The organism is Paenibacillus sp. 32352 (assembly GCF_002042965.1).
Classification (GTDB): domain Bacteria; phylum Bacillota; class Bacilli; order Paenibacillales; family NBRC-103111; genus Paenibacillus_S; species Paenibacillus_S vulneris.
Genome location: NZ_MZNT01000008.1, coordinates 43,517 through 68,618, shown reverse-complemented (window position 1 = coordinate 68,618; position 25,102 = coordinate 43,517). Strand labels below are relative to the sequence as shown.

The 25,102-nt window shown below is 47.3% G+C and carries 25 protein-coding genes; 1 reads left to right on the top strand and 24 read right to left on the bottom strand.

Features of this window, described 5'->3' with window-relative positions; genetic code table 11:
• Positions 1–179 precede the first annotated feature (179 nt).
• Both B1728_RS19105 and B1728_RS36330 read right to left on the bottom strand, forming a co-directional pair.
• A complete protein-coding gene (locus B1728_RS19105; RefSeq protein WP_079911997.1) occupies positions 180–815 on the bottom strand; it encodes a GIY-YIG nuclease family protein in 636 nt (211 codons plus the stop codon).
• A gap of 120 nt (positions 816–935) precedes the next feature.
• Positions 936–2,321: a hypothetical protein gene (locus tag B1728_RS36330; protein ID WP_179136088.1), complete on the bottom strand. Its 1,386-nt coding sequence runs from the start codon at positions 2,319–2,321 to the stop codon at positions 936–938.
• Positions 2,322–2,546: 225 nt separating this feature from the next.
• On the opposite strand from B1728_RS36330, the gene B1728_RS19095 reads away from it, so the two are divergent.
• On the top strand, positions 2,547–2,783 hold the full coding sequence (locus tag B1728_RS19095; protein ID WP_079911996.1) for a hypothetical protein: 237 nt from the start codon (positions 2,547–2,549) through the stop codon (positions 2,781–2,783).
• A 299-nt stretch (positions 2,784–3,082) separates the two neighbouring features.
• On the opposite strand, the gene B1728_RS19090 is transcribed toward B1728_RS19095, so the two are convergent.
• From B1728_RS19090 to B1728_RS18990, 22 genes are all read right to left on the bottom strand, one after another.
• The gene (locus B1728_RS19090) at positions 3,083–4,960 is read right to left on the bottom strand and encodes an ATP-dependent nuclease (RefSeq protein WP_079911995.1); all 1,878 of its coding nucleotides are present in this window, start codon (positions 4,958–4,960) and stop codon (positions 3,083–3,085) included.
• A 422-nt stretch (positions 4,961–5,382) separates the two neighbouring features.
• The gene (locus B1728_RS19085) at positions 5,383–7,488 is read right to left on the bottom strand and encodes an ADP-ribosylglycohydrolase family protein (protein ID WP_079911994.1); all 2,106 of its coding nucleotides are present in this window, start codon (positions 7,486–7,488) and stop codon (positions 5,383–5,385) included.
• A 16-nt stretch (positions 7,489–7,504) separates the two neighbouring features.
• Positions 7,505–8,665 carry an ADP-ribosylglycohydrolase family protein gene (locus tag B1728_RS19080; protein WP_079911993.1) on the bottom strand — a complete coding sequence of 387 codons (1,161 nt, stop codon included), beginning with the start codon at positions 8,663–8,665 and terminating at the stop codon, positions 7,505–7,507.
• A gap of 104 nt (positions 8,666–8,769) precedes the next feature.
• Positions 8,770–10,227, bottom strand: coding sequence for an extracellular solute-binding protein (locus B1728_RS19075; protein ID WP_079911992.1), 1,458 nt, complete (start codon positions 10,225–10,227; stop codon positions 8,770–8,772).
• A 33-nt stretch (positions 10,228–10,260) separates the two neighbouring features.
• Positions 10,261–11,145: a carbohydrate ABC transporter permease gene (locus tag B1728_RS19070; RefSeq protein ID WP_079911991.1), complete on the bottom strand. Its 885-nt coding sequence runs from the start codon at positions 11,143–11,145 to the stop codon at positions 10,261–10,263.
• A 15-nt stretch (positions 11,146–11,160) separates the two neighbouring features.
• A complete protein-coding gene (locus B1728_RS19065) occupies positions 11,161–12,045 on the bottom strand; it encodes an ABC transporter permease (protein ID WP_079911990.1) in 885 nt (294 codons plus the stop codon).
• A 172-nt stretch (positions 12,046–12,217) separates the two neighbouring features.
• Positions 12,218–13,126: an AraC family transcriptional regulator gene (locus B1728_RS19060; RefSeq protein WP_079911989.1), complete on the bottom strand. Its 909-nt coding sequence runs from the start codon at positions 13,124–13,126 to the stop codon at positions 12,218–12,220.
• Positions 13,123–13,434, bottom strand: coding sequence for a DUF4387 domain-containing protein (locus B1728_RS19055; protein ID WP_079911988.1), 312 nt, complete (start codon positions 13,432–13,434; stop codon positions 13,123–13,125). Before B1728_RS19055 ends, B1728_RS19060 begins: the two co-directional genes overlap by 4 nt.
• Positions 13,431–14,804, bottom strand: coding sequence for an acyclic terpene utilization AtuA family protein (locus tag B1728_RS19050; protein ID WP_079911987.1), 1,374 nt, complete (start codon positions 14,802–14,804; stop codon positions 13,431–13,433). Before B1728_RS19050 ends, B1728_RS19055 begins: the two co-directional genes overlap by 4 nt.
• Before the next feature lie 262 nt (positions 14,805–15,066).
• Complete coding sequence (locus B1728_RS19045) at positions 15,067–15,771, bottom strand: FadR/GntR family transcriptional regulator (RefSeq protein WP_079911986.1); 705 nt, start codon at positions 15,769–15,771, stop codon at positions 15,067–15,069.
• A 132-nt stretch (positions 15,772–15,903) separates the two neighbouring features.
• Complete coding sequence (locus B1728_RS19040) at positions 15,904–16,326, bottom strand: DUF3995 domain-containing protein (protein WP_079911985.1); 423 nt, start codon at positions 16,324–16,326, stop codon at positions 15,904–15,906.
• A gap of 142 nt (positions 16,327–16,468) precedes the next feature.
• Positions 16,469–16,981: a TetR/AcrR family transcriptional regulator gene (locus B1728_RS19035; protein WP_079911984.1), complete on the bottom strand. Its 513-nt coding sequence runs from the start codon at positions 16,979–16,981 to the stop codon at positions 16,469–16,471.
• A gap of 115 nt (positions 16,982–17,096) precedes the next feature.
• Entirely contained in the window at positions 17,097–17,462 is a 366-nt protein-coding gene (locus B1728_RS19030) for a hypothetical protein (protein ID WP_079911983.1), read from the bottom strand.
• Between the two features lie 180 nt (positions 17,463–17,642).
• Positions 17,643–18,275, bottom strand: a complete 633-nt coding sequence (locus B1728_RS19025; RefSeq protein WP_079911982.1) for a TraX family protein — start codon at positions 18,273–18,275, stop codon at positions 17,643–17,645.
• A gap of 123 nt (positions 18,276–18,398) precedes the next feature.
• Positions 18,399–19,718 carry a histidinol dehydrogenase gene (gene hisD / locus B1728_RS19020; RefSeq protein WP_079911981.1) on the bottom strand — a complete coding sequence of 440 codons (1,320 nt, stop codon included), beginning with the start codon at positions 19,716–19,718 and terminating at the stop codon, positions 18,399–18,401.
• A gap of 312 nt (positions 19,719–20,030) precedes the next feature.
• Positions 20,031–20,768: a sporulation initiation factor Spo0A C-terminal domain-containing protein gene (locus tag B1728_RS19015; protein WP_079911980.1), complete on the bottom strand. Its 738-nt coding sequence runs from the start codon at positions 20,766–20,768 to the stop codon at positions 20,031–20,033.
• A gap of 99 nt (positions 20,769–20,867) precedes the next feature.
• Complete coding sequence (locus B1728_RS36865) at positions 20,868–20,999, bottom strand: hypothetical protein (RefSeq protein ID WP_256865421.1); 132 nt, start codon at positions 20,997–20,999, stop codon at positions 20,868–20,870.
• Between the two features lie 129 nt (positions 21,000–21,128).
• Positions 21,129–21,683 (bottom strand): hypothetical protein, encoded by a 555-nt coding sequence (locus B1728_RS19010; protein WP_079911979.1) that lies wholly within the window; start codon positions 21,681–21,683, stop codon positions 21,129–21,131.
• A gap of 185 nt (positions 21,684–21,868) precedes the next feature.
• Complete coding sequence (locus B1728_RS19005; RefSeq protein WP_079911978.1) at positions 21,869–22,441, bottom strand: RNA polymerase sigma factor; 573 nt, start codon at positions 22,439–22,441, stop codon at positions 21,869–21,871.
• A gap of 259 nt (positions 22,442–22,700) precedes the next feature.
• A complete protein-coding gene (locus B1728_RS19000; protein ID WP_079911977.1) occupies positions 22,701–23,078 on the bottom strand; it encodes a hypothetical protein in 378 nt (125 codons plus the stop codon).
• Positions 23,079–23,138: 60 nt separating this feature from the next.
• The gene (locus B1728_RS18995) at positions 23,139–23,498 is read right to left on the bottom strand and encodes a response regulator (RefSeq protein ID WP_079911976.1); all 360 of its coding nucleotides are present in this window, start codon (positions 23,496–23,498) and stop codon (positions 23,139–23,141) included.
• A gap of 236 nt (positions 23,499–23,734) precedes the next feature.
• Complete coding sequence (locus tag B1728_RS18990) at positions 23,735–24,895, bottom strand: response regulator (RefSeq protein ID WP_079911975.1); 1,161 nt, start codon at positions 24,893–24,895, stop codon at positions 23,735–23,737.
• Positions 24,896–25,102 lie beyond the last annotated feature (207 nt).

The following is a 25,102-nucleotide window of genomic DNA, read 5'->3' as shown; positions in this document are numbered from 1 at the left end:
AAATAAAAAAGCTGGCGTTTGTGCCAGCATTTAAGCAATGATTTGTATGCTAATGGTGAACCTCTTTATTCGGGCTACATTTAAAGTATTGAATGGATGCTTGCTACTTCACGAAATAATATCATTAGTAAATGCCATCTAATATGTCTTACTAATGCCCGAAAAATATTCTCAATTAATTACAAATAAAAATTTTCATCCATTAGTAGGCTCAACGTATCTAATGGTTTGAGGTATACTTTATCCTTACTAAAGTTCATACGGGGAAATTTAATTGAGACGTTTATTATTCTTTCGTAGTCTCCGTTATCGTAAATACTACAAAATAACACATGAACCTCTTCATTGTTCAGCCCTGTCAGTTTTGACACTGTTTCGTATGTCAGTTCGACTGGATTTAAATAAAGGTTTTCTTTCTTACTGTAATGCTCATTAATCGCATCAATGTGGCTTTCTATAAATGGTTTAAGTATCGTTATAGCTAGCTCCTCAACTTTTTCCAATGGCAGCAGGTGATATTTCACCGGAGGAGTTATATTGTACCCAATTGCTTCATTTAAGGTTCCTAACTCATAGATATAATTGCTTTCTCTTCTCTTCAAAACCGTTGGTTCACAATACTCAAGTGCTTCAAATTCAAACACTCCTTCACCTAATACAATAAAGTCATTTTGCAATCGTGTATTAATATGAGTGTTTTTCTTAAGTTGAAGTAGATGCTTTTTAAGTCGTTCTTTCACGTCCATTGAATGGCCGATATATATTTTCTTGTTAACTGAATTTAAAATTTTATATATTCCAGGTTCGTTTAACATAGAACCATCTCCTATGAATGCTTTCTATTATTTTACGTTCTTTCATTACGCTTCTTATTATTTTCGTCCATTAAAATAGAGCTTGATTAAGCTCATTAATACAACTCACCTGTGTATCTCCTACACTATAAAATCAGTAAGAAGTATTAAACTAACTGCCTTATACCAGCACACTATTAATTTAAAAGCCACAACAAAAAAACTTTTTGTGGCATATGCTAAGCAACATACTAAAAAAAGAATTAAAGTTACCTGCATAATCCGTCTTTTTAAACGAATCCAAAACAATCCTTCTGTTGCACTCCAACTGGATGGCATGAACATTAGCCAATGCCATATTTCCCTACTTTTCATCCTAAGCCAGGTGATCTCGTAAGGAAGAAGACGTTTGCCAAAAAAACGAATATAATTGTACCTATTAAGTATTAAGAAATGAGTTCTGTAGAAATGTGTGCCGAACAACTTTACGTTTTTTACTCCTCTTCCAGCATGCTCCATAGAACTAATCTCAGTATGAAATTCGTTCCAGTACTTTTGTTTTTTTTGCTCTATTACCTTTTCAAACTTTACGCCTCTACGTGGTGGAATTATATCCTCTTTGAAGCAAATCTCATCTGCCTTGTAATCATTATCATAGAAGATTACCTTGCCTGAAATACTTTTAATTTCATATTCGGTAGCATTCCGAATACTTATTTCCCTCAGAATTTTCCACTGTCCATCATCTAGAATATCACTATCAAATACTATAGTTGTAATAGGTTTTTTTTCTTTTGATTCATATCGCTTTGGTTGGTAATATTCCTCTCTTTCTTCCTTAAATTTTGACTCACTAATTCTCAATACTATTATTGCGAAGCTAAAAAGAATAAAGAAGAGAATTAAGCCCCACTTATTTTCTAATAAGATTTCACCGCTAGTCTTTAGTGCAGACGTAAAGGTGACAGGCTCCATAAAGAATAATAAGGTTAATAAGAGGACTAATAAAATTGATATTAATGTTTTCTTACTTATACGGGCCTTTTTGCTATTTTCGTTCTCCCTTTTTTTAAGGTTTATTTCTGGGTAGTGTTTGTTTAGCTCAGAAAGATCAGTAGCTAAATCTTGAACGAGATCTTCCCAAAATAATAGCTGAATAGAGAACTTGTGATTCGTCTTACGTTCTTCTGATAGTTCATTTATTTTCTGCTGAAGTTTAGCATCTCTCGGTGCAGTGGTTGCTATGTAATATATATCAAGATGGGGTAAAAATCTTTCTGCTTTCAGAACTTCTTCAACTACAACATTTGGCATCAAATTCCCCTCAGTCAATTTACACTGCACACCTGCTCTTCTTCCTAAGTCATCATTTCCGTATATATCAACCCCATGCTGAGCTTGCCCACTTCTTCCAATTCTGCTTATATTTTTATTACTCCAACGTATCCGTAGACAACTTGCAACTATTTCTTCAAATTCACTCCAGTCTTTTGGAGCCGGTATTAGTGAGTTTGCCATTGTAGGCATTTCTCTTTTTCCCCTTCCCACTATAGTTCGACTACTTCCACTAATTCGCCGATTCAATTTAACTAAAAGTAAGTATCAGTACACGTAGTGTACATATCCAAATTCGGCAAAATATACGGGTGTATGAGTAGCTTTAGCATTTAACCAGTTCAATTATGCCTAAGACCCGATAAAAATGAACCCGAGAGACAAGAAAGCTTTTTTGTCCTCGGGAGGTGACTTAAGATGAGTGAGATATTAGAAGTGTATGAAAAACTCGTTACTGAAGAAAATCGACTGTACAGACGCATTAAAACGCTTGACATCATGCAGTCTTACATCATGCAAAGTGTGCATAAACACGGCACGCAACTAGACACTTTAACCGTCGAGGAGGCCCTAATGACCATCCACTGCATGCAACAAGACTTACAAATCGAGCTAGTCCAAGCTCGATTTGGAAAAAAGCATCCTAGCCCATAGACATAACAAACTGAAGGAAGCCGATAAGTAAAACAGGTAGCTTACGAATATTGCTGATAAGAAGCTAGTGGTACTTGGACGCTTCCCACTAGAACATCAGCCACGAGAAGCGTAAACAACTTGTACATACGCTAATAAAGGAAATCACAGTGACTGAGGATAGGAAGATAGATCGGATTAAGTTGAACTTCAATACACAACAAAAAGTACTTATCTAAAATACATTCAAATGAATGGGCAACTCCTGCTGCCCATTCATCCATTAGTAATCCAATGTATCTATACCCTCAATGACAGAACTAATCTTCTAGTTTACCTTCTCCAGCAGCAACTTCTTTCCCTGTTGAGGAAATTTCAGAAAATGCGGCTTCTTTGCCCACAGCATCCTCAAGTTCCTTCAGGTTTGTCCATTCCAAACAACCAACTGGAGTTGGTTTAGTATGGTCAATTAGGGCAGCTAATAGTTCCTCTATTAGTTTAAAACTAGTAGCATCTTCTGACATCTTCATCAAAGCATTGTAGGGCTTCTCATTTTTTACCTCTTTTTGAAAAAATGCTTTCTCGAGATTTGGTACTGATGCAGCTAATCGAATCTTTGTTTTATCTTTATGTAAATTTATTGCATCTAAAATATTTTGATTGGTTGCCCAAGCAGAATTTTTCTTAAACTCTTTTGTTAACGGAGTATCACTGTCATGAAGAACAGAATATTGGGTTCCAAAATGGTTCAGTATTTTAATCAATGATACAATTGTCGCTTTTCCACGCGCTCTAATAATATGAACATCATTAAATCTTTCTGGTTTTTGTGAAACAACATATTTAAACGCCGTATACTCTGTATCACCCTCAACAATGACAATGCGACCACCAAAGAAGAACTCTGCAACATATGGGTCACAAACATTCAATAATTTTAACCGTTGTTTATCATCATCATCTAGTTTTGCTCTATCAGGTCGAAAAAGAGTAGTCCCATTAATTTCTCCACCTTTGCCTCGCTCTACTCGAATGATTGTTGTATTGTTTCGAGACAAATCAATAAATGCAGGAGAATGAGTTGTGACCATCACTTGCCAATTCCCAGATTGCGGTAAGTCATAGAGTACTTTACATGCTTCTCTGATTGCATTAGGGTGTAGACAAAGCTCTGGTTCGTCAAGTAACAGTACATGAGGTCGCTGTGTGCTAGAAGAAGTATCTTTTTTAACTGCGTTCTTTCTTCCTGTACTCTTCCCAGAACCAGTTTCAGATATATACCTTAATGCTGCCCAAAGTAATGTCCTTCTTGCACCGCTTCCTTGTCGTTCAATAGTACTCTGATACCCATCAACAGGACCCATAAGTAACTGGGGATTAGTCTTAAACAGATTTATACTTTTTTCAATATCTTCCTCAGGTCTAGCATTAAATCTAATCTTATAATTCGGGAAGACTTTCTCGACTATCGTAGAGACCTCAGTTTCAACTTTCTGTATCTCCTCTTGCGATTCTTCTACGATCTTCGTCTGAATTTCTTGGATTTTTCGTAGAAGCAGGGAATAATCTGTTTCTTCACTTTCTTCCTCACTCTTGATAGTCTGTAACAGTTTAACTCTTTCGTTTAGTATCGACATTAACAAGTCTACAATTTCTTTCGTCTGTGTTTGGGGATCAGAAAAAGCATCCACTCGATGAGGTTGAGGTCGTCGGGAATTAGCTACATTTGGTGCTCCCCATGGAACTTCATCATCCCAATCATTTTTTTGAATATCAAATCCCTGCCTTTTTCCTGCACCGGGATTTGACCAAACCCACCTTTCTCGGACAAACTTCTCACCATTAATTTCTCGAATCCATCTTTCTCCTGGAGAATTATCAAAAACCACAGTTTGCAATTCAATTTCGGGCAACGCATCTTGATTAATCTTTGAATTAGGGAAATCATCCAAGGAAAGATGGCCTTCATTTGACCCATGGGACATAACCACTTCATAGGCCCTAAGAATTGAGCTTTTTCCTGCATTATTCGGTCCTACTAAAACAACTATGTCATCTAACTCTATCTCAACTGGTTGACTACCTATACATCTGAAATTTTTTATAATTAACTTATGTAATCTAGGGCGAGAACCTAATGATGGTGTATCGACAGGTGCAGTCTCTAAGATGGTTTTTGTTTTACTGCTTCTTGCCACAAAAAACAACTCCTCTCAATACTTTGGGTTTTTATCCTGATATTAACAATAGCTAATAACCCAAAATAGTGCAAGAGAACTAATTTGCTTTTCTTTGTAGCTTGAAGGTGATGATTTATCTTCCGTTGCCGTCACTTATGATACGGTTCACAGTAATTAATCTTAATGAAATAAGCTAATAGGAATCAGCCCAATATTATAACAAGTCTGATATGAAAGCTCTAACTTTCAGTTATCACAAAAAGAGCCATCCCCAAAGGATGGCTTCCTAACTTTTATCTAACTTCCCAACCCTAGGAATCGCCTCCTGCGCTCCTAGTCGGGTCACTGCAATAGCCGAGGCCCTCTCCCCGCCTCGTCTCCCCAATTTCTTGGATGCGGCTCGTGCGCATCACCATATCGCTGCCCAGGACAGCATTGGCCTATAACTCTCTCACTCTAACATCGCTATAATAAGCTCTCGCCACGCCGAGCGTGCTCACGCCGTACATGCCATATCCCCATGTATCGTCCGTATGCGTCAGCACTTGCTCGCCGTTAATGCTGAGCGTGATCGTATTCCCTTGGGCTGTTACCTTCAAATCATACTCCTGATTGAGCTGCCAAGCATAGCTGGCCGATACGAGCTTCTTGTACCCGAAGTCATTGATATAGATCGCGACTTGGTCCTTCCCGTCGAAGCCTGCGTGGTAACCGCGCATAGCGCCCTGGACGCGGATGGCTACGAGATGCGAGTCGCCGATCTGCGGGTTGATCTTCACCGACACGGAGTAATCCCGTGCGAAGTAGCTGCCTGTATACGCCTCGCTGGGCTCGGCGGTCATCAGGTACATCGTGCCGTCGACCAGGCTCCAGGCGCCGTGGTTGTGGGCGAATGGCGTCACGCAGCCGAAGTCCACCGACTGCTTGCCGAAGTCGATGCGGTAGTCCGCTTTGCCGTAGATGCGGAACTCGTCGATGAAGACGCGGCCGAGGCTCTTCGGCTTGCGCGTCGAGTAAGCTTCGAGAACGATGCCGACTTCGTCGATCAGCTCGCCTTCGGAATCCGGGATGTCGAACTCCACATGAATCCATTCTTGATTCACAAGCTTGATATAGCCTTGGACAAGCTCCTTCTTGCTCTTGGCCAAGCGGACGTAAGGGGCGATGCCCATCGTTTCGTTGCCGCTCCATTGGTCGAGGTAGATGTTCATCGACACTTTCTGGCCGGAATAAGCGCGCGGCGCGAAGGTCGGCGAGTACCGCTCGTCGCTGAAGTCGTCGCGGATATAGAACGGCTTGTAGAATACTTTGGATTTCTCCCCGCGGACCATACGGTCAAAAACCACTTCGAGGGAGCCGGTTCCCTTGAACGCTTTTTCCGTAGAATGGCGCGCTTGGCAGAAGAACGGATCGGACACGCGAATGTTATGCGTCGAGCCCGGCAGTTCGAAGTCGAAGTAGACTTCGTTCTCCTTGAAGCTGTCCAGAAGCTCCTGCGGGCAAGGCTCCTTCGCCAGACGGTAGCCGAGAATGGTCAGCTCCTTGGCATAGCTCGGAATGTCCAGAATGTTGAGATAGCCGGAAATACCCGACATGACGATAGAGTCGTTGATCGGCTTGCGGTATTTGTCCGCGATGCCTTCCAGTCCGACGGCTACGCCAAGCACGGTACCGACGTTGCCCGCGTTGCAGTCGGTATCCCAGCCGCACATGGTCGCGATCTCGACGGAGCGGTTGAAGTCGCCTTGGCCGTAGATCATCGCGAGGAAGCAGACACCTGCATTCGGGATGATATGGCAGACGCCTTTATATTTATCGTAGCCCCAGTCTCTTTCCAGCATATCCCGGCAGGCGCGGAAGTCGTCCGGATGCTCGGCGTGGAACGCCAGCACGGCTCTAGCCACCTGCGCGTAGAGTGAGTCCGCAGGAATCTGCGCAAGCCCCGCTTCCATAATCTCGTTAATATCCGAGGTCAAGAACGCTTGGGCAATCGCCGCGCAGAAGAATCTCGCGCCCAGCACGCCTTCGCCGTCATGGGATACACGGGCTGCGGCTTCGCCGAAGTCGGCGGCCTTCTTAGGGTTGCCTGGATTCACCAGCCCCCAGGTATCGATAAAAATTTGCCCGCCGATCTGCTCGGCGATGATGAGTCCGTTCTGCTCGATGGAGCCGGATTGCGGTGCCGGGATGCCGTTCTTCAAGTTAATGAAGGCGGTATGCTCGGTGCTGACGCCGTAGCCGCCCCACCAGAACATCCCGACGCCTTCACGGGCATAGTTCAGCCATGCGCGAGCAACATCGTTCGGGGTCACATCCCGATCGACGGCGTCGTCATAGAGTGCGCGCAGGAAGTAGTAAGGGCCGTTCGCGTCGTCGTCGGCCGCGAAGTTTTTGAATTCCTTGACGTAATCGGTAATTTCACCGTAAGTATTTCGAATACGTTCATAAGTCCAGATGGTCGGCTCGACCGGGGCACCTAACCGGATGCCGATATTCATGCCGAGATAGCCGGAGTATACTTTTTCCAAATAATTGGTAGGAATCATGATAAGTCCACCGCCTTTATTGTATTGAACGAAGCAGCTGTTGCCTGCGCTCGCTAAACTGCACATCTTCTTGAATGATGGCCGAAGCCGCTTCGATGAATCGGTCGCACTGCGTCTGGAAATCCTGCTTATTCGCTTCCTCCAGCGCGGCGATTTCATCACCTGGAATTGCCTGCACACCCTGCATCGCTCCGAGAATCGCGCCGATCATGACGCCGATGGAGTCCGTGTCGCGCCCGGAGCTGACGCCATCCTTGACCGCTTCCAGCAGATCGCCGTCGTGCAGCACGATGTAGCCGAGCGCCAATGGCAGCTCCTCGATGGAGAACAGCCGGCTCGGCGTGTAATGGTTCGACGGGATGCCGAGCTTGTCGATGCTGCGGTTGACGTCGTCACCCATCGGGGAGTACGGAGCCATCGCTTCGTGCAAAGCCTGCACGACCTTGCTACGATCCTGCTTCACCGCCCGCAGCTCCAGCGCCTTCGCGCATACATCGTGAATCGCCCGCTTCGTCCCGTCCTTCGCATAGTGAAGCGCCGTGTCCACGATGTCCTGCACGGTCGCGCCCGGCTCGAACGCCTTGGCGACGCAGGCCGCCAGCACGCCCGCCGCTTCCAGCCCATAGCTCAGCTGATGGCCGGAGGCGAACAAAATCGCTTCATCGTAAGCCGCCTTCGGATTGCATGCATTCACCATGCCTATAGGAGCAATGTACATAGCCGCTCCGCAATTGACCATATTGCCGTAGCCGCCTTCGCGCGGCTCGCAGTTCGCCAGCACATGGCGGTTGAAAATATGCTTCTCCGGATAAAACAACCGATCCAGGATCAGCGCTTCCCGCCCGAATTCGGGAATATATCTCGGGCGGAACGCGATTTCTTTGACGAATTCATTGGCCATATCGTACGCGTCCAGATGGCGGCGCTCCGTGCAGTACACATTCATCAGCGCCAGCGTCATCAGCGTATCGTCCGTTACGATGCCCTGCCCTCTCATTCTGCCGAGCCTTGATGTCTCCGGCCAATCCGCCTTCCACCACTTGGTCTTGACCGTCTCGATCCGGCCGTATTGCTCCTTGATCTGGGTATGGGTCATTTTCTCCACAACCGCCCCCATCGCATCGCCGAAGGCGGTACCGAAGACGACTCCTTTGACCCGGTCTGCAAAAGATATCATGAGCCTGCTCTCCCATCCATACCGGGAGTGCGAAGCCGGCAGCCCCACACTCCAAGCTTTTTTATCTGATTCTGCCTTGCCGCTTCTAAGCTACATCAACGGTTTTACTTGATCGTTTTGTTGGCGTACTCCGTCATTTCCTTGCCGCCAGCGGCGTTCCAATCCTGTACGAATTTATCGAAATCGGCAATCGATTTCTTGCCTGTAACGACGTTCGCGGCGAATTCCTTATACAACGCGTTGCAGGCATCCCACTTGGCAGCCAGCTCGGCAGGGATGATGAAGCTGTTGTCCTTGGAGGACATGGATGCCATCATCTCCAGCGACTTGGCAGCCGGCTCGGACAAGTACGGTGTCGATGGATCGAATTCTTTGTCCGGCTTGAAGTTCACGGTCGACTCGACAAAGCGCGCATACCATTCGGCGAATTTATCCGTTAATTTGATTTTGTTATCTACAATCTTGTACTGCTCGCCCTCTACGCCAAGCTTATCGAGCATTTGTCCTTTGGGGCTAGCCAGGAACTCCAGTACGGCGAAGGCCATCTCCTTGTTCTTGGACGTTTTGCCGATAGCGAAGCCGCGGCTTTCCTTGCTGACATCAACCGGCGTATAGCCTTGGCCCTTGCCTTTGGCTGGAGGAAGCGGCATGATTTTCGCATTCGCGCCGTTTTGGGACATGGTTTTATTATTGTAGATATCGATAACCTTACCTTGCGTACCTGCGATAACGGCTGCTTGACCGTCGTAGAACGCTTTTTCCTTCGTATCCCATTTCTTCGTCAGGAACTCCGGATCGAGCAGGCCTTCTTTATACAGCTTCGCGTAAAATTCCAGTTTGTCTTTTTCGAACGAGGTCGTTTTGCCGAAAGCATACTTGCCGTCAGAGCCTTTAATCCACGTAGAAGTCAGACCGAACGCTTGGCCGAAGGTCGCATCGAGCTCATCCAAGGTGCCTGCGGTTGTGTAGGCGAACTTGGCTCCGTTCTTGTCCTTCACTTCCTTGAGGAAGGTATAGTAGTTGTCGATCGTCGGATTCGCGAGCAGATCTTTGCCGGAAGCGGTTTTGTTCAGCCAATCCTGACGAACCACCGGAACCGAGTTACTGGTCGGAGACAGCCAGACAAGATACGGATAGTTCTTCGTTCTTTCCTTGTTGTACTCATTCATGGATGCTTTGACATAGGTGGATTTCTCGATGTACGGCGTCAAATCCTCAAGAATTTTTTGCGTCACCGCGAACTGGTAATCCCCGCCCTGGAAGTAGATCAAGTCAGGAATGTTGCCGCTTTGCAGCAGCAGCCCCAGCTTCTCGGAGTAGGTACCGCTCTGTACGGGAACGATCTGCAGCTTCACATTTTTTCCTTCGGCCTTCATGCCTTCTTCAATGCCCTTGAGCAGCTTGTCGTCCGGGGTCAAATCTTTATCGACAATCGTAATGGTCACAGGCTGCTGTCCGGATGCACCTTGTGCCGAATCGGCCGGAGCCTTCGTATCGCCGGAGCTGCAGGCGGTCGTTACCACCATTAAGCCGGCTGCCATTAGGGTGAACATTTTTTTCATTTCTGTCTTCCTCCCCATTGTTCTGAATTGGAATTATTCTTTGACGCCGCCATCCATGACCCCTTTGGTGTAATATTTCAGGATGATCGGATACAGCATGAGAATCGGAACCATCGCGATAATAATTGTAGCCGCTTTCAACGATGAGAAATCGAGTTGGGCAATGTTGTTGTTCTTCAATAGATCGGCAGCGCCGACCAGGGTTGTCGTGTCGCGTTCGACGACGAATTGTCTTAAGAGCACCTGCAGCACCGTATTCTCCCGGCTCGACAGGAAGATACTCGATTTGAAGAACTCATTCCATTTGGCAATCGCATAGAACATCCCTATCGTTAACAGCGGAATGCGCGCAAGTGGCATGACGATTCTCATGAACAGGGTCATATGCCCAGCCCCGTCTATCTTGGCTGCTTCGATTAAGGAATCCGGGATTTCCTCCAGGAATCGCATCATAATGATCAGGTAATAGACGTTAATCATCCGGTACAGCACCATCGCCCAGAGGCTATCCAGCAAATGCAGGTCCTTGACGACCATATACTCCTGCACAATCCCCGGTTCAAAAATCATAATGATGATAAGAAAGACCATGATCGGCGTTTTGAAGGCCAGATGTTTGCGGGTCAATACATAAGCAGCAATCGTCGTAAAAAAGATACTCAAGCATGTGCCGACCACCGTAATAAACACCGAATTGAGCAGCGCTCTCCCGACAATCGGGTTGCTGAGAACGACTTGAAAGTTAATGAACGAGAAGCCTCTCGGCCATATTTCGTACCCATGCAGCAGATATACCTTGGCCGGATGGGATAAAGCTCTCGCCAGCAGGTTTATGATCGGGACGAACATCGTTAACGTAATCAGCGACAGAACCAGCCCGATGATCACTTTGGGAACGGTAAGCCTTCTATCTAGCATGATACATCCACCTCCTTACCATGCGCCTTTGTTCGTTAGTTTCTTCGAGATAAAATGCGTGGACAGCACGAGCACGACGCCGATCAAGCTTTTGAACAGGTTGGCTGCCGTTGCGAACGAATATTGCCCGTTGATCAGACCGACGCGGTATACGTACGTATCGATGATGTCGATCTGGCTGTTGACGGAATCATTCGTGAAGTTGAGCACTTGATCCAGCCCGGCATTCATAATGAAGCCGACATTCAGAATGAAGATAGTCACCATTGGCACATACAAATGCGGCAGCACGATTCTCGTCACGATATGCCAGCGGCTTGCACCATCAACATATGCGGCTTCGTACAGACTTGGGCTTACGCCCATAATGGCGGCAAGGAAAATGATCGAGTCCCAGCCGATACTGCGCCAAGCTTCACTTGCAAGCAGTACCCAGCGGATGCTGTCTTTGTCGGTTAGAAAATCTTTGGCCGGCATGCCGAGCGCCTTCACGAATTCATTGACCGCCCCGGTCGACGGAGACAGGAACTCGAACCAAATGCCTGCAATAACGACCCACGATAAAAAATGCGGCAAATACGACACGACCTGTACCGCTTTGCGGAACTTCCCGTTGGCGAACTCATTCAGCATCAAGGCAAAGCAGATCGGGATCGGGAAAATAAGGAACATTTTCATCGCGCTTATGATTAAGGTGTTCTGCAAGACATTAGCGAAAACCGGAGTGCTGAACAGCTCCTTGAAATATTTAAGACCGACGTACTCGTGATCGCCGAGAATGCGGTAATCGTAGAAGGCCAGCTTCATGCCGATAATCGGCCATACGTGGAACAGCACGAAATAGATGATGCAGGGAAGCAGCATAAGATACAATGTTTTATCTGCCCACATTCGCTTCATTCTAGTGTTCACTTGGTCATTCTCACCTCTTGTCTGGTAAAATTCTAAGCTGATTGTTAAGCTGCCTTAACGCTCAACATGAAAGCGCTTATTTCCACTCATTAAATTGTAATGAATTACGGCGCTTGAGTCCTCTTCAATTCACTTCAATTCTTCTCAAAAATAGCTATTCTCACAAAGTGAGCATATATTTTCTGAATTCTTTTGGCGTCATTCCTACAATTTGTTTAAATGATCTGTAGAAGGAAGCATGGCCCTGAAAGCCACAGGACAGATACACTTCGGTAATCGATACATTGGGATCGCTCAATTTCTTTTTCGACTCGTGAATCCGGATTTTGGTCAAATATTCTTTGAAGCCCTCTCCCATCGTTTCTTTAAATAAATGATAAGCCCGGGACGTACTCAAAGATAAACTGGCTGCCAGATCCTTCAGCTGAATATTTTCATGATATTGATGGTGAATCAACCCAAGAGCCGGCTGCAATTTCTTATAGGCCTGCAACGAGCGGTTCCACTCTTCCGCAGGTATTTCTTTGGCATAATGGCGGAACAGATGAGTGCATACTTGGATCAATAATCCTCGAACCATGCTCGTGTACGCCCGGTCCTGCTCCTGCATTTCGCTCCAAATGTCTCTCAGAAGCGCTCCAATCTGTACGGCTGTCTGCTGATTCCCATCGATTTTATTGACAAAATACGGCGACTTCATAAAGAACGGGGCTAACAGCTCATTCTCCCCTCCATCTATCAAAGAACCGTCAAACTTCAAGAAGTGGAACTGGCATGGCTTCAAGGGATCGGATTGCGCCCGATGCTGTTCCATATGACTCACAACGAACACATCGCCTGTGTTGATCTCATATCTCTTATCCTCAAAGTGAAAAAGTCCCTTCCCCTCCATGCAATATCCGACCTCAAACGAGGTGTGCCAATGGAACGGTTCCATAAAAATACTTGGCATCCAGCGTGAAATATGAATGGGGAAATTTTTGTTCAGGTTATAATCCCGCTTCACTATAAAGCCGGGTGCGGCAGCGCTCGTGCGAACAGATGGGTCTGCTGCCTCGTTCACTTTCATAGGTTCACTTCCAGTTCCATCAGCGGCGCGTGCTGCTGGGCTCCGTAGACGTCGCGGTCGAGGAACGTACCGGACGATACTTTGCGGGAGAACGTAATCTTGAATCCGAGCGCCTGATCGAAAAATACGATATGTGTAATGCTCTCCTCCGGAATGTTGTAGAGCCGGGATACGAGCGGCTTGGTAATCAGCTCCTGCTCCTTGACTCGGTAGTAAATAGCGGGATCGGTGAACAGCACATCGACCGTAATTTCAAAAGGCCCGCTGTTCTTGCTGCGCATAACGGCTGCTGCGTCATACAGCTTCATGGCTGCACCTCCGTATATTCGATAGGGAACATTTCCAATCCATCGGCAACCTCCATCAAGTGATAGACGGAAAATTCGTACACGGCGCCGAACGGCACATCGCTCGGGGCAAAAGGAAACGCCAGATTGCCTGCCGTCGCTTTACGTCCTTCATAGCCGTAGTGCAGGAAGGTCGATCTTACCGAGCTGCAGATCGCATTCGCCAGCTCCTGCGTCTTCGCCACGACCTCGAATACGACGCCCAATTCATGGGCGGGGGTACGCTGCGGCTCCAGCTCGCCGAGCACGCCGTTCAAGCCATAATTGATAAAATGAATGCGGTAATCGTCCGGCGCAATCTCGCTGTAGTAGTCTCTGACCTGCTGCTTTACGAGCTCCTCCACTTCTTCTATACGGGAGATCAGCAGAGGATCGCGCACTCCCGCTACGACGAACGTCCGGTAAGCCACCTTCATGGCGCCTTCCAGCTTGATCTTGTACACCGGCGTCTCTTCGATCCGGCTGCCTCTCACTTCGACGCTGCCATCACCCAGCTCGGTGAAGGTGCACTGCTCAAGGTTCAGTATCATTCCCGGCCCGTGCAAAATGTACGGGTGATCCTTCTCGTAGAACGTATGGGCGGCGACCGATACGGCTGTGCATTTGCGGGCATCGCTCAGCGGCTGGACGATGAAGGAATCGCGCTTGAGCGTTCCGAGCATGCTGTCCTTCGTCGTCCCCGGCTCTGCCGATAAGGCGGCGCATTCGAGGATTTTGCCGAGATGATAGGCGAGCGCCGTATCGAAGCCGTGGTACATCGCGACCGCCGCGAACGGCGAAGGATCATAGGCGCGTCCGCAGACGATGATGTCCGCACCCGCCGCAAGAGCTTCGATGATCGGCTCGTGGCCCATCTGTGCGACGATGCGGCTTGTCGCCTCCAGCCTCTCCTGCGTCAGCGGCGCTACCGACAAGCCAAGCGGCTCGCACTGTCCGGCTTGCTGCTTCGCTGCCACAACCTCATGGGGGATATCCGCCCATATGGTGGCGAGCTTGACTCCTCCGATCGCGTGCTCCTGCAGGATCTCCATAATGATCGACTGTGTCCATTCCACATGGACCTTCGCCCCGCTTCCTCCGGCAGAGCCAATGATGACCGGGATGCCTGCCTTAACGCCTTCCGTAATAATGATCTCCAGGTCCTTCTTGCAGGCCTGCCTGCTGACAATGGCCGTTCCCGCGCCCAGCTTGTGAGGCCCTGCGTCGGTGGAACCGGCATCCACTACGATCGCATCTGGCTCATGCGCCATGCCTTTCAGGAAGGACGCCTTGGGAAAACCGTACCCCAGCATGCCGCAAGGGGCCAGTATTTTGAATTGTTCTTTTGTCATATATTCCCTCCATTTGTCCAAGCTGCATCGATGTATATGGTGTTATTGCTGCTCTGCATACTGCTAAGCTTCTGCTGAGGAACGAAGGCTTGCTCCAGCAGGAGCTCATGCTCGAAGCGTGCATCGCTGTTGTAATCGGTTACAACAAGGCCTTTAGAAGCTGTTGCTAACGGAAAGAAAGCTCTAATGCAGATTAGTCCGATGGAGAAAGAGGTATTTTTGGATAATTGGGTGACCCAATTAAATGATCAAAAGGATGCGGTCATCCGTTTGATTCCACTTTATTCAACATAATATTTTGCTTCACTTGGCCGATATGGAACAGCAGCGCTTCCTTCGCCTTCTGAGGGTCCTTCTCTTTAATCGCTTGGAGAATTTGAAAATGCTCTTTATAGACTTCCGCTTTCCGGCCAGGGATATCGACGGTCTTCGTCGCTGTCTTCTGCAGGAGATCCATATGCAGCTCGATCAAATTGACCAGCACGACATTGTGCGTCGCCTTGGCAATGGATAGATGAAACGCCTGATCAGGACTCATCGGATCGTCCGAATCGCTGTCGATGGTGCCCCATCGTTCAAGAGCGCTTTCTATTTCCTGAATATCTTGCTCCGTCGCCCGCTTTGCCGCCAGCTCCACAATGCCGGTCTCGAAAATTTCCCGCGCTTCCAGCAGCTCGATAATCGTCGCTCTCTCGATGTTCTCGATAATCCGTTTCTGGTCTTCGGCTTTGCTGAGATTTTTGCTAAGAAAGCGTCCTCCGCCCGGGCGGGTCTCGATCAGTCCTTCCCGCTCCAAGATGCGGAAGGCTTCGCGCAGAGTCCCTCTGCTGATGCCAAATGCTTGAGCCAGCTCCCTCTCCGTAGGCAGTACATCGCCCGGAGACAGATTTCCTTCGAGAATCAGGTTCTCGATCTGCTCGATGACGTCCTCGTACACCCTATGGTATTTAATCTTCTTAATGGTCATGGTCATTAACCTTTCTGTGTCATGATGACTCAACAGGGTAATTGGATCACCCAATTAACCACAACTTCATACTAATCAGGATCAGGGGATGTGTCAAGAGTTTTTTGTATACGCTTACTGAAGCAGCGCTGTTCAAAAGCATACAATCCCATAAGCTAACCCGAAGAAAAAGCATAGCGGGCTATAAAGCCAAGTATCATTTCTAGCGAAATTAGAATGGGTTATTTTCTTGAAAAATCCTACATAGTTGAAATCACCTATCGCTCGAAGAAAGAACACGATAGCACAAGCCATACAGCCCCAGCGTGTCCATACCATTGGCTTACAATAAGGTACATAGCCGCTCTGAATAAGAAGAACGGAGCACACGCCGAACAGAAGCACAGCGACAATCAATGTACCAACCTTACCAGGAACAAAAACGGGCTTATCGCTTCCCGCTCGGGAAGGTATTGACGCCGCGCTCCCCCATCGCCCTCCAAAGGCCCAGTAAACATGCAGGATGCCGATGCAGCTTAAAAGACTTAGTGCGGAAATAATCATGACAAATTTCATGGCAAGTCCTCCTCATCCCGATTTTCTTGCAAAAAGTGTGCAGCCAATTCGCCGAAACATACGCTGGCGTATGCAATGCCATTTTTTATGCCCCTTCCGGGCCGCACAGCTGGCTGTACAACCGTATTAGGGACATCCATGATCATATTTTGGATAAAATCAGCAGTAGTCTTTTTGCATCCCAGTCCGTGTTAGACTCAAACCGAACCATCCATCCCACATAGGCCATATAAGTGAGTCGAGCCCGTTCTATCGCTTCAGAGGCCTGCAGCCCTTTTCTTTGAAACAGGCTGGCAACATAATGGATTCTTTGCTCTTCGATTCCAGCTAACCGGGCAGCCAGAGCAGGGTCATCCTTCGCCCATGCATAAATGGCCTTCTCCAATCGTTTATCGCTATCCATGCTAATATGAAGCAGCTGCTCCAATGTGATTGGATCTTGCTCCGAACTACGAATGATCCATTGTGTCGCATTCTCTTCCCAATGATCCATTATAGAGTCCAGCAGCTCCTGGCGGTCTCGGAAATGGTGGTAAAAGCTTCCTTTACTAATTCGAAGCACTCGAGCGAGCGCCTCGACCCGAACGGCGTGGACACCAGCCTCAGCCAATGTACGGACCCCCGCTTGGACCCAATCTTCTCTGGTTAATTGCATAACTCACCTCAGGATACGGTAGCGTATGTTTTAACAATGGACCTAAATGTTTATGAAGTCAACAGCGACCCTTAGGTTAAGCGACCAAAGACAAATCGGATATAGACAGGCAATCTTACTTCTTCACCACCGCAATCGTCTCCTCTTTTCCATCCCATTGAATACGGACTTTAAAGCTCTTCTCCTCCTCATAAGGCTTGGTCATCGTCCCTTTTCCCGTCATCACCAGGTGGCGCGATTGGGTATCGCTCTTCCCTTTGCTGTTGAAATTTTTGCTGTTCTCAAAGGCATACTCCACTTTCGATATAGGCTGGCTTTCCTTTCCGATATACTCGATAGCGTAGGATTGAACTTTTGCGGATGGATCCACCGAGCAATCGACTTTCCATAACTCGCTATTCCCGCTAAATGCAATGGGCTGTGAGCAGCCTGCCAGAATGAATAAACCTAGAAAGATCAGACAAACCATCCATCGTTTCATCGTCATTACCCCTTACTTATTGGAATGGTATAACCGTTCAGTTATGGTGCTTAGTCTACCTTCCAAAACTTAACAGATTGTCATACAAATTCTTAATCCTTCCTTAAAAATCGGGTCCCCGCCCGCAGCAAAAAAACCGACACGGCGGCATGGCCAGCGTCGGCTTTGTGACATTTATCTTTATGGCTTCATAGACAATATAAATTCCACTATCGCAAGCACCATCAAGTGTACAGGGTAAAAGCTTCTCCATACCCACTTGGGCATCCGAATTCCTTCCACCCGCTTCCATACGGCCGGAGCGTACACAATGGCTATCGTTGTAATGATGCTGTAGGCTTCGATAACCCATCCCTTCAGAAATAAAAACAAGACGTTCAAGGCAAAATGGCACAGGACCATCGAATGGCTTTTCGTATATTTATAGATCAGCACCAGCAGCACGCCGTACAAACCGTAGTCGAAGCTGAAAGCCTCCATACCGGCCGATAAGACCATTGCCGCGGGGACCCAGACCCATTTTGCCGTATGATCGATAAGATATAAAATGATGACGCAGATTAGCAGCGTTCCTACCGCGTTCACTCCTCGGGTACCAAACGCCAGCATGAAGGGAACTTGCGAGATGAGAGCGATGAGAAAGAGACGAACCGTATACAGCTTCAAATTCCTTGTTCGGCTGTATCCCAGCACAATAAAGTAAGCATAGATGGGAAAAGCAATCCGCCCAATCATCCGCCATATGGCTTGATCTTGAAAGAAAACCAAACCGATGTGATCAATTAGCATGGTCAGCATGGCAATAAGCTGCATCCGGGTTTCCCCCTTCAAAAAAATCTCACATCTTAAGAATATACTGCCGACAGACCATCTGTACAGCGGACTACTCCTGATGATGAAGGTGAATATGGACGGTTGCTTTCCCTGGGACACTTCTTATTTAGCCGCATCTCTCACACGGATTTCAGCCGCTTTCACGTGGCAAGGCAGCTGTTCGTAGGCACCCAGCTCACGAATCATCGGATACAGACTCCGAAGCGCTTCCCGGTTCAGCTTCCCGATCGTCGACACCTTCACCATATCTTTGGAGGTCACCCCTGAGAACGACTTGGCAAAATGATTCGTAGGCAGCACAGCTGTAATGCCTGTCCCGTAATTAGCTGCGGAGAACGGCGTACTGCCGCCGATCAGAATTTCCCCTGCATGTCGCACCAGCTCCATGACCCGCTTCTCCTGCTCTTCTGCACAAACAATCATCAAGTGCTCGGGGGCAAATGCATTGATAAAATCACAAGCTTGCCCGATATCCGGTACAACAATAATGGCTCCTTTGCCCTCAGGGCCGAATACTTGCCGTAAGTAAGTCTTTCTTACTGCTTCCACTTCTTCGATGCATTCATAGAGCTGCTTCTCTACTTGGGATGCCAGCTCCGCAGAGGTCGTCACCAGAATGGAGGTGGAGTCGGGGCCATGCTCCGCCTCGTTGATGAGATCATAAGCGGTTAGCCGGGGATCGGCCGTTTCATCCGCTATAATGATACTTTCCGTAGGACCGATGCCAAGGGCGCTCCTTTTGCCGCAGGTCATAGCTAGGCTCATGGCCGCTGCAATGCCGCCCGGACCCGGACCGAAAATACCGTCTGCCTCAGGGATCGAATCGGTTCCTTGGGCTAAGCCTGCAATGACAGCTACGCCATTGCCGATGACGAACCGGTCTGCTCCGGCCAGCTTCGCAGCCGCTACGGTACCCGGGTCGGCAGAGCCGTCCTTTAGCGGAGGCATGCCGACGATAATCTCAGGGACACCTGCTGCTTTCGCCGCAGCGACCAGCATGATGGAGGTGGATAGGAGCGGCCCCTTCCTGGCCGGAATCCATATGCCTACACGGTCCAGTGGAGTCACCTTTTCACCGACTATCGTTCCGGGGCGAATCTCCCGCTCCCACGAGGAGGGCAGCAAAGCCCGATTTACCTCCTGCACATGCCGTATCGCCTGCTCCACCGCAGCGCTCAAGGCAGAAGGCAAGGAAGCGATACAGTCCTGAACATAACTCTCTGTAAGTAGCAACTGCTCTACTGCAACACCGTCAAACTTCTGCGTTAGATTGTGAATCGCTTCGTCCCCCTGTGCAGCCACCTCGTCAAAAATTTGCAGAACCCCATTTAATACCTCGCGGGTAAACAGCGTTTTATGCGAAGCCAGTCTCTTCTTTACCTGCTCTTTGTCCTCTGGCAATGCATACATAATTCTCGACATCCTTCATCGACCTCCAATAATTTTAATGGCTTCGAAGCTGTTTCAGTAAAGCCCCAAACAATGCAAAAAAGAGCCATGCAGGATAATAAAAATACCCGCATGACTCTTATGCTTCAAGTCCGCAGGTATAACGCCAAGAAGCGTTTGCACCTACGGACTCGTTAATCCGTATTACAAACGCTTAACTATGATGATGGCTATAGGATTCGATGATATAACTATAAGAATTCATATTCATTTCGGTAATCCTCCTCAGCCATTTTGGATTATTATACCGGTGTCCTATCCGTTTGTAAATAGTTTCCACAACCTTTACTTTTTCATGTCTATTACTTGACACCAACGTGCAGACATCGTTATAAAATCCAGGTTGGTCGGCACGGACTTTCTTGTAGTACTCGTACTCCCAAAAACCTCTCGGATAACCTCCGGATCAATCCGAACCCAGCATACACCCACGGCATGACGAATGGCCCGTTCCACACGGCTTGGAGTGGTTCGATACTTCTCGGCAATGACCGGATAAACATGACGAGTTATCGCCAAATGAGCCTCAGAATCGCGTAACACGATTAGAATGGCGTCCTTTAAATAGGAAAACCCTTTGATATGATTGGGTACGCCTAAATAACCCAATAGTTGGGTAACCCTTTTCTCTTCCTGAAAAGAATCCGGATCCAGGCTTGCACGCGAAAGGATTGGCTTGGGACTGACATCTACCGCAGCTTGCTGGGAATCTACCGAAACATTCAGCACAACCGGCTTCCCTATCTCATCCAGTTTACTCAATTTCTGCGTCAACTTCTTGTCCAGTTGGTCGATCATTGATTTCAGACCTTGTATTTCAGTGACTATGGCGTTTATTTTAGGAGATTCGGAAGGACCTGACGATTGAGGCATCGAGGAGAACGGCGGCCTCATGCTAGACCATCTATCATTCATTTCGTTAAGCAGCCTCATCATATTCCGCTGGTTCGCTTCCACCTCATACACTTTGTTCGTTAACATCTTCAATTCCTTTAGCATTGCATCTTCTATCGTTCCACCCATTCTTCTGCCTCTTCTCTATGTAAAAGTTCTGACTCCCTATTTTTCCATCATCTCACAATAAAATAGAAAAGACCACCATACAAGGTGGACTCTAGCCTCCTATCCATTCCGCTCACATTCTCGAATCTTCAGATTCAGAAAATATTCCTGAAGCCGGACCAGCTCCATCCGTGCCTCATATTCCGTCCCCACCCGGGTCAATCTCTTACTCCTGTAAAATACGGCGAACATCAGCGCTATCTCTCCTTTTGAATTTCTAATTTTTCTCTAATTGTTTCTAATTCTTATATGTCTCGCCTGAAAACAAATCTTAAGAAGAAATAGAAAAAACCGCTGAAGCACAGCGGTTTTTCCCTGGTATTATCTCAATAGTTGAAGCTCTTGAATAAGCAGATCTCTACTTGTCTCATGCTGCTCCCTATAGTTCCGGGCATAGTCAGACAAAGGCTCCTTAAAGCACATTTCTGTATTTCTTTTAAATTGGATTTTAATATCTTTAATTTGATTCCAAAGAATAGGAGCAGATGGAATTTGTAATAATCTCAATCCTTCAATAACCTCTTGAATATCTAATTCTAAATATTGAATAAGTTTAATAAATGAATGGTCAGGCAGCTCCCACGGCATTAAAGAATGATGAAATAATTGTTCAATAAGATCTTCTTTTATATCTGCATAAGCTGAAAGCTGTTTAATACTCATTTGACGGTCTTCCAAGGCAAATTGAATAAGCAATATACAATCCAGCAGATATGATTCCAGATGAAATTCCGGTAATTCCTCATCTTTTTCGTGCATAGGATAGGCTTGTTGATCTGATTCATGTTGATGAAATGGGTATTCCTTCAGCATTTCTTCTAAAAAATGATGAAAATATTGTACGGAATCGATGTTATTGGATTTCCATTTATTCATACATCAACTCTCCAAAATATGAAATTAATAATAAAAATTGAATATACAATGATTTATTAATCTATTATTTAATTATTATTAATATAATCTTATATCTAATTCTATTTATATTAATCATCCGGGAGCAGGTTAAAACCAACCTATGGTTCTAACCCTCCCATCAGAATCGTTTTCAAAATGAATGTTTATGATGACCTGCGCTTATTAAAATATTGGGCTAACCTTTCGTTCAAGTTTTTTCTTGCCAGAAAACACCATTGATTTACTTGATTTTCATTGCTGCCGAGAATCTCCGCGATTTCCTTGGCCGAATACTCTTGTACGTACTTTAGGATCAACGCCTTTCTCTGCTTCAGCGGCAGAAGCGCGATCGCTTCTTCCAGCATGTCCTGCTGCGTATCCGTTAAGATGGACGAATCCTTGGGCACCGTTAAGTTCAGAATGCCATCCTCCACTTCCGCGTACAGGATCGGCCTTTTTTTCCTCAAATGATTCTTGGTCGTATAAGCGGCCGCTTGGCAGACCCACGCGCGTAGCTTGTCCGGTTCGATGCAGCCGATTTTCTGAAACACCAGATCCCGCACCTTATCTGTAATTTCCTCGTAATCACTCCTTCCCATGGACCGATTTTGTCCTATTGCCTCTTGTCTGGCTTGATGCTCTACGATCCTCGGCAGCCAGTCCTTAACAAAGGCGGCCACCTCCGCATCATCTAACTGCTGATGTACAATGCAGTGATGAAGCCGACGCAAATCCATGCTGGACCCATCCCTTCCCTATGCTATAAAAAGAGGAAAATCCTACCTCTCTAGTATATCATGTCATAGGAAAGAGAGAATCTTATTTCGTTTTGAAAAAAAAAGTTGGGATAGAGCCTGAGAGAGAAGAAGCTTGAGCGGAAGAACTACCAGTAGGAAAGTATATTCAGGAGAAATCCGGTTCGAAGAATGGACGGAGTCTATTGAATACGGCGGGTTCAGCTTTTCAGATGCGTCTTACAATGCTTTTAGTCAAATGTCATGTTCCTCTTAGATAGGACACTCGCTCCCTGTCCTCCGCTAACGTATATACATCGCGGCAGCCTGCACAGCTTAATTCTATGATATGGATCGTCCTGCCCGAAGGGCATGGGTTTCGGCAATGGCGGAATCGGAAAGCTGTCCTGCATTTTGGGCACTGCAGGCTGTCAAGACAAGCCTCCCGCATAATGGCCACGCTCTCTGTGATAAGCTCGTCGGTGATGTTCTCGTCCAATCCTTCCGTCATGTCGCGAATCAAGGAAAGATGGTATTTGAAAACAAAGAATAACGGGTCTTCCTTCAGGGCCGCCCTTATCCCATCCACGAATACGGCAGCATGTATAGAGTCGGGATTGCTGAGCTTTTCTTCCAACATGTACTTCACCCCGAATCGAATAATCCAGAAGACTTGCTTCCGGCTTTATATAGTAAGAAGCTATGCCAATATTTTGGCAACGGCTTCCTGAAGTCGGTCTTTTTGGACCGGCTTCACGACGAAATCTGCGGCTCCGCTGCGGATCGCTTCTAGCACCATGTCCCTTTGCCCCATGGCCGAACACATCACAATCTTCGCCTGGGGATGCCTTCCCTTGATATGCTTTAGCGCATCTATACCGTCCATCTCAGGCATCGTAATATCCATGGTCACGAGATCAGGCAGGACCTTATCGTACAGGTCCACAGCCTCCTTGCCATTGCGCGCTTCCGCCACGACATTCATCCCCATCTCCTCCAGCATGCCACGCATCACCATTCTCATAAATGCCGTATCATCTACCACCATAACTGCTGTCATGTCATTATCCTCCTTTTTGACCATTGCTTCTAATTTAACCAAACCGCTCTGAACAAAAAATGAACAGGAGGGGTCAGGACAGGGCTAAGGAGCTTGGTTTTCCGGGAAGAAAGGCCTTCTGTGGTTGCATGAGCGGAAACGTTTCCTTGGGCGTTCCCTCAACAATATGGAGTAACTTGCCTACATATACAAAAAAATACAGCCCCCTTCGACAGGAGCTGCTTGTAAACTTCTTGCTATGGGGCGGACTGTGCCAAACCGGGGCCTGAGCCCTTCCACTGCTCGTACCATGTCACAATATTCTCGTTCGGAGCTACATCCAGCTCCTCCAGCACCGAGACAAGACGCTTGTACTGCTCTTCAACCGCCGTACGTTCCTTCAAGAGGCCGTACAGCTGCATCAGGGCAAAGTAGCATTCTTCGTAATACGGGTATTGCCTCTGCATCCGGTGATATACCATCATTGCATCAGTAATCTTCCCCTGGCGGGCAAAATAATCGGCCAGCAGCATCGCCTGCTGAAGCCAAAGCGTCCGCAGACGCTGCCGCTCGTTCTCGGCCCACAAATAATCGAAATCGGCCATATAGTCTCCCGTGTACATTTCGAAGAACCGCTGATGCTCCTGCCAATTTTGTTCGTTCACGGCTCCTGCCGCTCGGATGGCTTGCTCCCATTCCTCCACATCGATACGTATCCGGGAAGCATCCAGCATGTACCCTTCCTTGATGCTTAAGCTGCGGATTTCAATGTCCGCTCCCATTCGCTTCAAGTCTTGCCGTACTTGATAAATCGTCGTATACAGATGCGTCTTGGCCTTCTCCATCTCAAAGTCGGGCCAGAGCATCTCGAACAGCTCCCCCTTGCGGACCAACTGCCCTCTGTGGTGGAATAAATAGGCGAACAATTCTTGCGCCTTGGCGGTACGCCATTTCAAGGCAATCGGCTCCTTGCCGGGGAATTCGATTTGCATCGTCTGCAGACAACGGATAAGTACGGAGCTGTTCTGGAGCGGCTCTTCCTCCAGCTTACGGACGGCCTCTACGGATTGCTGAAGCCGTTGAACCGTACGGGCCAATCGATCCCTCTGTATAGGCTTCATGACGTAATCCAGCGCATTCAGCTCGAAGGCCTGAACCGCATATTCGTCATACGCGGTTACGAATACAATTTCGACCGCAGGACAGACCTCCTGCATCAGTTCAGCGGCCCGCAGGCCGTAGATCTCCGGCATATTAATGTCCAGGAACACCACATCAGGCCGCAATGCTCCAACCGCCTCTATAGCTTGATTCGGCTCCATATAACTGCCGATCACTTCGATTCCCGACATATCCCCCAGCAGCTTGTTCAGCTGCATCAAAGCAAGACGTTCATCATCCACCAGAATAGCCTTCATCGTTATCCCCTTACCCTTCTGCGGAGCCCATTCCATTTACTTATCCGTGATGTCGTATATATCATCTGCTTCAACGAAATGCCCTTGTGTCCGGAAATTGTTCAGAAATTGTTTAGTGTACTGCGATACAATACCATTTTAATAGTAAATAGGCTTCAGGATGTTTGGATACATTCGCTCATCCATTATCTCCCTCTCCATGTCATC